Annotated in this window: 11 protein-coding genes; 9 read left to right on the top strand and 2 right to left on the bottom strand. The window is 48.8% G+C overall.

The genetic code is table 11. From position 1 onward, the window contains the following. Both J7E21_RS08955 and J7E21_RS08950 read left to right on the top strand, forming a co-directional pair. A partial coding sequence (locus J7E21_RS08955) for a type II toxin-antitoxin system Phd/YefM family antitoxin (RefSeq protein ID WP_215106800.1) occupies positions 1 to 294 on the top strand: 294 nt, incomplete at its 5' end. Then, positions 295 to 552, top strand: coding sequence for a Txe/YoeB family addiction module toxin (locus J7E21_RS08950; RefSeq protein WP_215106798.1), 258 nt, complete (start codon positions 295 to 297; stop codon positions 550 to 552). Between the two features lie 193 nt (positions 553 to 745). On the opposite strand, the gene ade is transcribed toward J7E21_RS08950, so the two are convergent. Continuing rightward, a complete protein-coding gene (gene ade, locus J7E21_RS08945; RefSeq protein ID WP_215106796.1) occupies positions 746 to 2,473 on the bottom strand; it encodes an adenine deaminase in 1,728 nt (575 codons plus the stop codon). Positions 2,474 to 2,727: 254 nt separating this feature from the next. Here ade and J7E21_RS08940 point away from each other — a divergent pair, with 254 nt between their 5' ends. The 5 genes from J7E21_RS08940 to J7E21_RS08920 all read left to right on the top strand — a co-directional run bounded on the left by J7E21_RS08940 (position 2,728) and on the right by J7E21_RS08920 (position 6,070). Next, a complete protein-coding gene (locus J7E21_RS08940) occupies positions 2,728 to 2,955 on the top strand; it encodes a hypothetical protein (protein WP_215106794.1) in 228 nt (75 codons plus the stop codon). Positions 2,956 to 2,989: 34 nt separating this feature from the next. After that, a complete protein-coding gene (locus J7E21_RS08935; RefSeq protein WP_215106792.1) occupies positions 2,990 to 3,346 on the top strand; it encodes a hypothetical protein in 357 nt (118 codons plus the stop codon). Between the two features lie 20 nt (positions 3,347 to 3,366). Next, positions 3,367 to 3,774: a hypothetical protein gene (locus tag J7E21_RS08930; protein WP_215106790.1), complete on the top strand. Its 408-nt coding sequence runs from the start codon at positions 3,367 to 3,369 to the stop codon at positions 3,772 to 3,774. 204 nt (positions 3,775 to 3,978) lie between these two features. Then, positions 3,979 to 5,628 carry an SWIM zinc finger family protein gene (locus tag J7E21_RS08925; protein WP_215106788.1) on the top strand — a complete coding sequence of 550 codons (1,650 nt, stop codon included), beginning with the start codon at positions 3,979 to 3,981 and terminating at the stop codon, positions 5,626 to 5,628. Positions 5,629 to 5,812: 184 nt separating this feature from the next. Beyond that, positions 5,813 to 6,070 (top strand): type II toxin-antitoxin system Phd/YefM family antitoxin, encoded by a 258-nt coding sequence (locus tag J7E21_RS08920; protein WP_215106786.1) that lies wholly within the window; start codon positions 5,813 to 5,815, stop codon positions 6,068 to 6,070. Positions 6,071 to 6,395: 325 nt separating this feature from the next. Here J7E21_RS08920 and J7E21_RS08915 read toward each other — a convergent pair whose 3' ends face one another. Next, entirely contained in the window at positions 6,396 to 7,595 is a 1,200-nt protein-coding gene (locus J7E21_RS08915; RefSeq protein ID WP_215106784.1) for a cytochrome P450 family protein, read from the bottom strand. Between the two features lie 352 nt (positions 7,596 to 7,947). On the opposite strand from J7E21_RS08915, the gene J7E21_RS08910 reads away from it, so the two are divergent. Next, a complete protein-coding gene (locus J7E21_RS08910) occupies positions 7,948 to 9,672 on the top strand; it encodes an ABC transporter ATP-binding protein (RefSeq protein ID WP_215106782.1) in 1,725 nt (574 codons plus the stop codon). Then, entirely contained in the window at positions 9,669 to 11,495 is a 1,827-nt protein-coding gene (locus J7E21_RS08905) for an ABC transporter ATP-binding protein (RefSeq protein ID WP_215106780.1), read from the top strand. The genes J7E21_RS08910 and J7E21_RS08905 overlap by 4 nt, the downstream gene beginning before the upstream one ends. Positions 11,496 to 11,538: the final 43 nt, after the last annotated feature.

The following is an 11,538-nucleotide window of genomic DNA, read 5'->3' as shown; positions in this document are numbered from 1 at the left end:
ATATATTGTACAATAAATAAAAAGGAAGGTGACGAGATGGAAGCCGTTAATTATTCTTCGCTGCGAAATAATTTAAAGGAATATATGGACAAGGTCACAGACGATTTTGAAACAGTAATTGTCACTCGAAAAGGTGAGAAGAATGTGGTGATGATTTCCGCAGAAGAGTACAACAATCTGATGGAAAGTGTCCATTTGCTTGGAAATGAAGCAAACCGTAAACGTTTAATGGAATCCAAAAAGCAATTGGAAGAAGGGCTGACAGTCTCGCATTCACTCTTGGAGACAGATTAAATGAATGTCATTTTTACAGAGCAGGCTTGGATCGAATACACTGTCTGGCAAAAAGAAGATAAAAAAACTTTAAAACGGATAAATTTATTAATCCAGGATATCCAGCGCAATTGCTATGAAGGGATTGGCAAGCCAGAGCCATTGCGTTTTGATTTTGCGGGCTATTGGTCGAGACGGATTAATGAAACAGATCGATTGGTTTATCGGATTGACGAAAAAAATGTGTATATCCTGCAATGCAAATATCATTACCACTGACAATGAGGAGAGCCGTATTCCTGTGAGCAGTGGTGGTAGCCAAGTTATGGGAGATCCTTAATTAAAACGTGATCTATATAGAACACAATTTAAGCTATAGAAAAAATGCATGAAGAATTCTCCGGACATGCGGGGATTCTTTATGCATTATTTTGTTTCATTAACTATACGAGGGTGGAATCATTAACTGTCTTTACTTTGCCTCAACCGCCACAGCAATATGCCGGAAGCTCGCAACATCGAACAGGCCCCGGTCGGTCAATTTCAAATGGGGAATGACCGGCAGCGACAAAAACGACAAGGTGAGAAACGCATTGAAATGCGTGGGGGCGCCAATCTGCAGGAGGCTCTTATCGAGTGTTTTGAGTTGCTCGTAAACGGCAGTGAACGGTTCATCGGACATCAATCCGGCAATCGGAAGAGACAGGCTGGCCAACACTTCGCCATTTTGGACGACTACCAAGCCGCCTTGCAGGTCATGAAGGGCTTCGGCTGCCGCTAACATGTCTTCGTCATTCGTCCCGACAGCAATCACATTATGTGAATCATGCGCCACCGTTGTCGCGATGGCGCCGTTTTGGAGGCCCAGTCCTTTGACGATGCCGAGGCCGATATTGCCGGTGGCCCGGTGGCGTTCGATGACCGCAATTTTTAAATAGTCCCTTGTGGTATTCGATACAAAAAAACCGTCGGCGACTGAAGTTTCTTCTATTAAATGCTCCGTGATCAGCTTGTTCGGGTTGATGCCGATGATATGTGCGGTAGTGCTGGTGCCCATCGGAATCTGTAAACTGCCTGCGGACAACTCGGCAATGCGCACGGTATCCCGAACCGACGAGGTTTCGCTTTCTTCTTGCACAGGACCCACATAGCGTCCGTCTTGCGCTATAAGCAGTCCACTTTTATAGACTTCCGCAATCGTGAACTCTTCCAGGCTATCGAGCAACAAGAAATCGGCATCATACCCCGGGGCAATGGCACCTTTTTGGCGCAGCCCGAAACATTGAGCTGCATTGATGCTGGCTATGGAAATAGCGGTAATCGGATGGATGCCATATTGAATGGCGGTCCGGACGTTGTGATCGACACTGCCTTCTTCGATCAAATCATCCAGATGCTTGTCGTCGGTGCAGAACAAGCAGCGCTGTGCAGTTTGTTCCGTCACCCCTTCGAGCAAGGCGTGGAGGTCTTTAGCGACCGATCCTTCACGCAGCATGACGTAAAGGCCTCGCTCCAGTCGCGCGATCATTTCTTCTTTTGTCACACATTCGTGATCTGTTGAGATTCCAGCTGTGCCGTAAACATTGATATCGTTTTCGGTGAGACCTGCGGCGTGCCCGTCAATCTGCCGGCTCAGCAGCAGTTTATCGAGCATCGCCTCGTCCCCGTGGAGCACGGCAGGGAAATCCATGACTTCAGCCAAGCCGAGAACCTGATCGCGCTCTACAAAAGGCTTCAAGTCTTCAGCGGACAGCTGAGCTCCTGCGTTTTCGAAAGGCGTGGCCGGGACGCAGGAGGGCAGCATCATTTTAATGTCGAGCAATGCTGACTCCGCATCCTTGAGCATAAATTCCAATCCAGCCGTTCCGCTCACATTGGCGATTTCATGCGGATCGGTGATGACCGTCGTGACTCCGTGGGGAAGCACGACCTGTGAAAACTGCTGGGGCGTCACCATGGACGATTCGATATGGACATGGGCATCGATCAAGCCGGGCGCAATGAACTTGTCCGTAGCATCGATTTCCTGCATGCCTTCATATTCGCCGATTCCGACAATCATGCCGTCGCTGATGGCCACATCACCACTCGTCAGGCTTTTCGTGAACACATTGACGATGGACGCGTTGCGAATCACCAGGTCTGCTTTTCGTTGTTTATTGGCAACAGCTATTCTGTTTTTCAATTGGGCTTTTTTCACGTTTATTCATGCTCCTTTAATTGCTATCTAGAATGCTGAACGGTATTTCTGGTTCTGAAAGAGAGTTGAGTTTCGCCTTATTTTACAGGAGTTGGCTGATAAGCTCTAGTACAACACTAAAAAAGCACCCTGTGCAAGACGCATTTTCATATAGACTTAAATAATGTATAAAGCCATTTAATAGAACCATTTGTTCCAAGTGTTAGAACCTATACCACACCACTGTTAAACTCAGCTCGGTGTAGGAGGTCATAATGACTCGTGCCCGCAATGTGCTCGCGCAATATCCTATTTTGGATGCTGCGAGTTCTATGAGAGCATCTCAGGCATGGTTCTATAAGGCATTGGCTTTAATCTTAGCGTATAGAAGCAATCATCAAAGTGGTGAAACCTTCCATATGGGAAGTTTTATTTTTGTTCATAATAATATACAAAATTATGTGTGTTTAAAAGAACGCTTATTTGTGGTATTTAAAGATTAGCAGTATACTTAGAAAAAATGAGAGGGTGTTTCACATGCCAGCAGGGACCATTAATTTAGATACGCGTATCCATAGACGGCAACTCTTAAAAGCACAGACACTACGAAGCCTTTCACAGAAAAACCTCATGGACATCGTCAACAAAGAAGAGCCTATTGGCCTGCTTGTGAACAATGAACTGTCCATTGCGATGTTGTCTTGGGGTAAGTACGAGGAATTAATCGAGCGCATGACAGAAAAAGACCGGTTGATCGAGGACCTTCAAAGCCAGATAGAAGATGTCTTATTAAATAAACATGTTGGCCAAGCGGTTTTAAATGCGGAGTCGGGCAAGAACGAGGAATATACTGTTGGCAGTCTCTCTGATGTGTTTAACCATATAGAAGATTAAACAGTCAGGAGGGAACCCCCTTGCCAAACTACCAGGTCGTCGTCGATAAGGAATTTGAAAATGATTTAAAGTTCATCCTAGATTATGGGTATGTCGCTCAAAAAGATCTGACGATTTTCAAGAACCAATTAGACCTAGAACAGAGTCGATTGGACAAGGACTGGGAAGGACTTAGTAGAGCAACCGAATATCCACCGCACTCCATCTATGATTATCGGAAGCGATATTTCCATTCGATCCCCGAAGCCTTTAAGAAAGAGCGCGGTTGGACCGATATGAAAGCTGATTTCCGAATTGTATTCAAAGTGCGCGAAGAACGAAAAGAAATTTTCTATTTAGGCATAGGTCCCCGAATCCAAGAGCTTCCTAAAAACCCAGATGATGTATGGGCGCGCTTAAAGCAACGTCCTATTCCAGAAGAATCTTAAAAAGCACCCCAATGCAAGACATAATTTCACACATACCAAAATAATGCATGAAGAATCCTTCAGATTCGTAAACGAAAAGGTTTCTTCATGCATTATTATGTCTTAAAGTAACTAGTCGTAATTAAACGGTACATAGTGAACGGTTAGAAACTATAGTTTAGCCCCAAAGCTGTGCAGGTTATAATCAGTTCAGGGGGAATGGATATGAACGTAAACGACTTGCAGAAATATGTGCCGGCCGTGATTTATAAACGGGGCTTGGATTATTTTGAGCGGGATTTTGTGGAGCAATTGACGCAAGGTGCATCGAATCGCTGGAGCGCAGACGTTGCAGGCAGCCGCTATTACGAAGTGGCGGTGGAGCTCTCGGACAGTGGAACGGTCTTGTCGTCTTTTTGCACATGCCCGTTCGAATCAGATTCCCTGTGCAAGCATGAAGTCGCGGTATGTCTGGCGATACGAGAATACAAAGAAGGAAATATTTCTACCGCAGTGGATGTGGTGCCGCGGTTAAAAGAGCTGAAAAAAGAGGAGCTGTTGACAATCCTTGAAGATTTGGCGCAGCGACAGCCAGCGGTGAATCTTTATTTGATCAACCGGTTTTCAACTCTAGATGGCATGGATGAAGAAGTGGCGCGCCGGATTATCCGTCGATTGGCAGACCTTGCGAGCAGCGGAGTTTATATTGAATTGAACCAGACCGACCAAGCATTGGATGGCGTGTGGGAAGTACAGGAATATATCAGCGGCCTCGATATGCAGGAATATGGAGAAAAGATCATCCAACTGAGCTTGGTCGTGGTCGAGGAATGCAGTGAAATCTTGCAGATGGCGGACGATTCCTTCGGCACTATCAGATCAACGATTAACGAAAGCTTAGAGAAAATCAACGAGACGATGGCGGTGTGGCCGGCGGAACTCGACGACTCAATCGTTGATGACATGATAGAGCTAGTGCATCCGTATATTTTGCTCAGCTTGGAACAGGACATCACGGATGCTGCGGGCAGCTTGATGGAATCCCTCATGAACTGGAACGAACGTGGCGATTTCGCGGAGAAGTTGTTCCGTTTTATGGAGCGGGTCATGGACAGCGAAGAGATGAATCAAAAGTTATACCACTTTGGTAAGGAGGAGCTTCTGTTGTTGCAGCTGGAGATTTTACATCAGCAAGGCGACTGGGAAGCAGTTGAAGGGTTTTATTCGAAGCATCAAGAGTATCCGAAGATCCGCAAAGTCCGCGTTAGGGCTGCGCTACACAAAGAGGAATTTGAAAAAGCGGTTCGTTTATGCATGGAATCGGAACAGGTGGACTCGGATATTCAAGGTTTGGTGCAAGACTGGAGAAAGCTGCGTTTTGAAGCGTATGAAGGGGCAAATAATACAGCGAAGATGATCGAACTCGCGCATGCGTTTGCGCTGGATGGGGATGAATTTTATTACCGAAAGCTGAAGCAGCTGGTGGAGCCGGAACGCTGGCCGGATATAGTAAATGACTTGCTTGAGGATTTGAAAGAGGGGCCGCGGGGGAGCTCTCTTTACGTCCAGATTCTGATTGATGAAAAGCGGAGCGAAAAACTGCTTCAGTATTGCCGTGCCCATGTCAATGCAATCGAAAAGTTGTATCCTTATTTGCTGGCGGATTATCCGCATGAAGTGAATGAATTATATACGGCCTGTATATACCGCTTGATCGAACCGGCATCCGACCGCAAGGCATATCGGAGCGCCTGCGAAACGATTCGATCTTTTCAAAAAGCCTTAGGTCCTGACGCTGCGAGAGGGCTCATTGAAGAGCTGAAGTTCATGTACCCGAGACGCAAAGCGCTGCTGGATGAATTGTCGAAGATCTGAATGGGTTTCCTGTATCAAATTGGGAATTCCCTAAAAGCATATGAAAGCTGCAAGGCTGAAGAGGTCACTCAGGACTGGATATGATAGCTGGAGATAATTGTTCGGAAATAATAAGGAAATAGCGAGTTTATATTTTATCCATTGTCCAACATATTGTGCAACGGATAAAAAGGAAGGTGATTCGATGGAAGCCGTTAATTATTCTTCGCTCCGAAATAATTTAAAGGAATATTCGGACCGGGTCACGGATGATTTTGAAACAATAATTGTTACACGAAAAAATGACAAGAATGTGGTGATGATGTCCGCAGATGAATATAACAATCTGATGGAAAGTGTCTACTTGCTCGGGAATGAAGCAAACCGTAAACGTTTAATGGAATCCAAAAAGCAATTGGAAGAAGGGGGGACAGTCTCTCATTCACTCTTGGAGGCGGATTAAATGAATGTCATTTTTACAGAGCAAGCTTAGACGGAATACAATTCCATACACACTAAAATCATGCATGAAGAATTCCTGGAATCTTTAACCAGATAAGGTGCTTCATGCATTTTAATTGTGCCGCTCACAGAAAACAGTCGGAGACAAGTGGATGGGGCGGTTCTCCCTTGTCTTAAGTGGTTCTAATTTTTGCCCGAAGCGGCTCTGTAATTTGTCCATGGTGGTTCTTTTTTGGCACGAGCGGTTCTCGAGCTTGTATTTCTTCAGTTGCACGAGCGATTAATTTTATCCGCACAAAGCCTGAGGAAATTCCCCTGGCTCTTTGTCATTCTCCAAGCTCCACAGGGATTTCCCGAACTCCTCTAACAATCATCCCCGGTCGCCACTCAAGCTCGCTTTCCTCCACAGCGAGTGTCATGCCTGGAAATCTCTGCAACAGCCCGTCGATCGCGATTTGTGCTTCCAGCCGGGCGAGCGGAGCCCCGAGGCAGAAGTGGATGCCTTTGCCGAACGCGAGATGTGGGCTTTTTTCTCGCAGGATGTCGAATAGTTCCGGGTTGTCGAACTGCTCCGGATCGTGGTTGGCAGCGTTCAAGGCAACGACGACCAAATCACCTCTGTGGATGGTTTTTCCGCCGAATTCCATGTCTTCGGCTGCCCATCTGGACGTGCTGAATTCGACAGGGCCGTTAAAGCGCAGCGATTCCTCGATCGCTTGAGCAATTTTTTCCGGATGTTCACGCAGCAAGTGCTGGTGTTCCGGATGCTCTAACAAGGCTAATACGGTATTGCCGATCAAGTTCACGGTCGTTTCGTGTCCTGCGATGATGAGCAGTGATACCAGGCCATACAGCTCTTTTTCCGTCATGCGCTCGCCTGATTCCTCGGCTTCGATCAAGCGGCTGATCAAATCATCGCCGGGCTGCTCGCGGACTTTTGCAAACCATTCGCCGAGGTAGCGGATGAATTCGTTCATGTGCTCATAGACGCTGACGCCCGCTTCGCCGCTCGTTCCTTCGATGAGTGAATTCGACCACATCCGGAACTTGTCACGGTCTTCGGACGGCACGCCTAAAATCTCGCAAATGACGATGATCGGAAGCGGGAAGGCGAATTCATCGATCAAGTTGACCTTGGCTTTCCCGTCAATTTGTTCGAGCAGTTCGTCTGTGATGTCCTGAATGCGCGGTCTTATGCCTTCGATCATTTTCGGGGTAAAGGCTTTTTGGGCGAGTGCCCGCAGCCGTTTATGATCAGGCGGATCGGAAAACAACATGTTTTGCGTAAAGACGCTCATTTGGTCCATGCTACCGCCGAATAGTTTCGAAAAATCCTTGATAAAGCGCGGGTCTTTCAGCACCGCTTCTGCATCCGTGTAACGCGTCACCAGCCATCCTTTTTGGCCGTCGGGAAACCGCGCCTGGTGCACGGGGTCTTCTTCGCGCAGACGGGCATAGGCCGGGTAGGGGTTCTTGGTGAATTCCGGTGAGAATAATTGTGGTTCTCGATTGTCATGCAAGTCCATGGGACCGCCTCCTTTCTTGTCTATACCCGGGGAGAGATTATTCCATCTCGTTCCTTTCGACCATTTTTGGGGCGGCTGGCCAAAGGTTCTGTTGTGTGCCAAAAACCACTTTAAGAATTGGGAGTCTGACGGGCTGTTAAAACGGGACAAACTGCATTGCTTCAAAGTTGACGGACTGCGCCAATCGGAGTAGTTTAAAACCATCTAAACAGCTGGTTCCATTTGAAAAGCTTCATAATAAGCGGTGGGTGTTGACGCTTGCTAAAGTTGTGGAAAACGGTGCGTTTTATTCAAAAGCAGGCAACGGAAAATAGTTTAGTGATTTTGCAATAGTTAGAGGGGGGCAGTAACAATGATCAAGATTCTAAAAAACCTCAGTCCCTACAAATGGATTGTTCTCGGAGTTGTCGCCTTGGTGTTTGGGCAATCGATCGCGGAGCTGTTTTTGCCGACTTTGATGGCTGACATCATCGACAACGGCGTGGTCAAAGGGAATATCCCCTACATCTGGGAAATTGGCGGCTGGATGCTGTTGGTCTCGGCAATCGGCGCTGCTGCAGCGGTGTTTGCCAGTTATTATTCGGCGAAAGCCGCGATGGGCATGGGGCGCGACTTGCGGCAAAAGGTCTTCAAGCACGTCGGACAGTTTTCGCTTCAGGAATTTGATGAAGTGGGGACGGCGTCACTCATTACGCGCACCACCAACGACATTACGCAAGTGCAGCAGGTGGTCATCATGCTGCTGCGGATGGTCATCAGTGCCCCCATCATGCTAGTCGGCGGGGTTATTTTGGCCGTTTCAAAAGATGCGCAATTGTCCTTAGTCATTATCGGCGCGATGCCGGTATTGGCGGTGTCGATCTTGTTAATCTTAAAATACGGCATGCCGTTGTTCCAGCAGGTTCAAAAGCAGCTGGACGGCTTGAATTTGGTGGTCAGGGAAAACTTGACCGGGATACGTGTCATCCGTGCGTTTAACCGCGAATCGCAAGAAAAGGCGCGTCTTCAAAAAGCCAACCGCGATCTGGCGGATGTGTCCATCAGGGTCAATAAAGTCATGGCGTTTCTCATGCCAGTGATGATGCTCGTCATGAATATGACCGTCGTCGCCGTCATATGGTTTGGCGGCATTCGCATCAATAACGGAGCGATGCAGATCGGGGATTTGATGGCTTTTATCCAATACGTCATGATGATCATGTTCGCATTGGTCATGGCGTCGTTTATGTTCGTCATGGTGCCGCGCGCTGCGGTATCGGCCAAACGCATCAACGAAGTATTGGAGATGCAACCGGCATTTAAAGACGATGGCACCGAAAAAGCCAATCGCACGCGCGGCACCTTGGAGTTCGAGGATGTGACGTTTTATTATCCGGGAGCGGAAGAGCCGGCGCTGTCGAATATCAGCTTTACCGCGAGGCCGGGAGAAATTACGGCGTTGATCGGCGGGACGGGTTCCGGCAAGTCGACGCTGGTCAATTTGGTGCCGCGCTTTTATGAGGCCACAAGCGGGACGATCCGCGTCAACGGCGTCGATATCCGGCAAGCGTCGCAGCAGGAAGTCCGGTCGAAAATCGGCTTCGTGCCGCAAAAATCGATGCTGTTCACCGGAACGATCGCGGACAATATCCGCTTCGGCAAACAAGACGCCAGCCAAGCGGAACTGGACCATGCAGCACGCATTGCGCAGGCCACAGAGTTTATCGATCAAATTGACGGCGGCTACGCGGCGGAGATCGAGCAGGGTGGTTCGAATTTATCCGGCGGCCAAAAACAGCGCTTGTCGATTGCACGCGCCTTGATCCGCAAGCCGGATGTCTATATTTTTGACGACAGCTTTTCGGCGCTCGATTTCAAAACCGACGCCAAGCTGCGCAAAGCGCTGAAAGATGAAACGAAAAATGCGACGGCGCTATTGGTGGCACAGCGCGTCAGCACGGTTGTCGATGCAGACCGCATCATCGTGTTGGAAAAAGGCCGAGTGGTCGGCATGGGTACACACAAAGAACTATTGGAATCCAATGAAGTGTACCGTGAAATCGCCCTATCCCAATTGTCAGAGGAGGAGATCGCATGAGCCAGATGGGTCCTCCTCGCGTTGGCGCGAGCATGCCACCAGAAAAAGCGAAAGATTTCAAAGGCACATTCCGTCGCCTCGTTTCATATTTAAAGCCGCGCCGGAAAAAACTGGCGGCGGTGTTTGTCGTCGCGATTCTCAGTACGGTATTCGCTATCGTCGGGCCGAAAATCATGGGGATGGCGATCACCGAATTGTTCGAAGGAGCATACGGCCAATTGCAGGGCGTAGCGGGCGGGGGCGTCGATTTTGGTGTTATCGGCCAGATTCTCGCTGTTCTTGCCGGGCTGTACTTGTTCAGCAGTTTGTTCAGTTATATCCAGCAGTATATGATGTCGACAGTGGCGCAGGATACGGTCTATGATATGCGCCAAGACGTCAATAAAAAACTGGAGAAATTGCCGCTGGAGTATTTTGATGGCCGGCCAAACGGCGAAACCTTAAGCCGCATGACCAATGACATCGACACGATCGGCAGCACGCTGCAGCAAAGCTTGACGCAATTCATCACGTCGATCGTGACGCTTGTCGGGATTCTCGTGATGATGCTGACGATCAGCCCTTTGCTGACTTTGATTGCAGTCGTATCTTTGCCGCTGTCGCTGTTCGTCATCGGTCCGATTTTGAAAAAGTCCCAAAAATACTTCAGCAGCCAGCAAAAAAATCTCGGCCGTTTGAATGGCCACGTAGAAGAAATGTACACGGGCCACCAAGTCGTCAAAGCGTTTGGACATGAGGCAAAGTCCAACGAACAATTCGATAGCGTCAATGATGAATTGTATAACGCGGGACGCAAAGCCCAATTCATCTCCGGAATCATCATGCCGGTGATGACCTTGATCGGTAACTTGAGCTATGTGCTGATCAGCATCGTCGGCGGGGTGCTGGTCATCCAGCGCGCCATCTCGATCGGTGATATCCAGGCGTTCATCACCTATTCCAAACAGTTTACACAGCCCATCACCCAGACGGCGAACATCGCCAACATCATCCAGTCGACGGTTGCCGCAGCTGAGCGGGTCTTTGAATTGCTGGACGAGCAAGAGGAAGTGGAGGCAGTGACGACTTCTGTGCTGGCACGCGCGAAAGGCGCTGTGGCATTTGAAGATGTCGACTTTGGCTACGGCGACAACTTGCTGATTGAGAGCATGAACATTGATGTCCAGCCGGGCCAAACAGTCGCCATCGTCGGGCCGACCGGTGCCGGTAAGACGACTTTGATCAATTTATTGATGCGCTTCTACGAACTGAACGGCGGCCGCATCACCATCGATGGTCTGGATTCGCGCGAGATGTCGCGGCATGAGCTGCGCCAGAACTTTGGCATGGTGTTGCAGGATACGTGGCTGTTTAACGGCACCATCCGCGATAATATCAGCTATGGCAAAAACGGCGCCACCGAAGAGGAAATCCGTGCAGCGGCATCCGCGGCACACGCCGATTACTTTATCCGCACCTTGCCGGACGGCTACGATACGGTGTTGAACCAGGAAGTGTCGAATATTTCACAGGGGCAAAAGCAATTATTGACCATCGCCCGTGCGATACTGGCCGATCCGCCGATGATGATTTTGGACGAAGCCACATCAAGCGTCGATACGCGGACAGAAATCTTCATCCAGCAGGCCATGAACCGCTTGATGGCGGGCCGCACCAGTTTTGTCATCGCGCATCGTTTGTCGACGATTAAAGATGCCGACTTGATCCTGGTCATGGATCAAGGGAAAGTCATCGAGCAAGGCACGCATCAGCAGCTGCTCGAAAAAGAAGGCTTTTATGCGGAGCTGTACAATAGCCAGTTTTCAACGAAAGTGGCTGTGTAAAAACGAAAAGACCCACCGTGCAACTATGCGCGGTGGGCCTTTT

The organism is Planococcus sp. ISL-109 (genome assembly GCF_018613655.1).
GTDB lineage: Bacteria > Bacillota > Bacilli > Bacillales_A > Planococcaceae > Planococcus.
Note: the sequence above shows the minus strand (reverse complement) of the source record. Positions and strands in the feature narration are given on the sequence as shown.

What these genes read in the sequence shown, in the direction of transcription:
- J7E21_RS08950 (WP_215106798.1), top strand. Translation starts at nt 295, where the DNA reads ATGAATGTCATTTTTACAGAGCAGGCTTGGATCGAATACACTGTCTGG.
- J7E21_RS08940 (WP_215106794.1), top strand. Translation starts at nt 2,728, where the DNA reads ATGACTCGTGCCCGCAATGTGCTCGCGCAATATCCTATTTTGGATGCT.
- J7E21_RS08935 (WP_215106792.1), top strand. Translation starts at nt 2,990, where the DNA reads ATGCCAGCAGGGACCATTAATTTAGATACGCGTATCCATAGACGGCAA.
- J7E21_RS08925 (WP_215106788.1), top strand. Translation starts at nt 3,979, where the DNA reads ATGAACGTAAACGACTTGCAGAAATATGTGCCGGCCGTGATTTATAAA.
- J7E21_RS08920 (WP_215106786.1), top strand. Translation starts at nt 5,813, where the DNA reads ATGGAAGCCGTTAATTATTCTTCGCTCCGAAATAATTTAAAGGAATAT.
- J7E21_RS08915 (WP_215106784.1), bottom strand. Translation starts at nt 7,595, where the DNA reads ATGGACTTGCATGACAATCGAGAACCACAATTATTCTCACCGGAATTC.
- J7E21_RS08910 (WP_215106782.1), top strand. Translation starts at nt 7,948, where the DNA reads ATGATCAAGATTCTAAAAAACCTCAGTCCCTACAAATGGATTGTTCTC.
- J7E21_RS08905 (WP_215106780.1), top strand. Translation starts at nt 9,669, where the DNA reads ATGAGCCAGATGGGTCCTCCTCGCGTTGGCGCGAGCATGCCACCAGAA.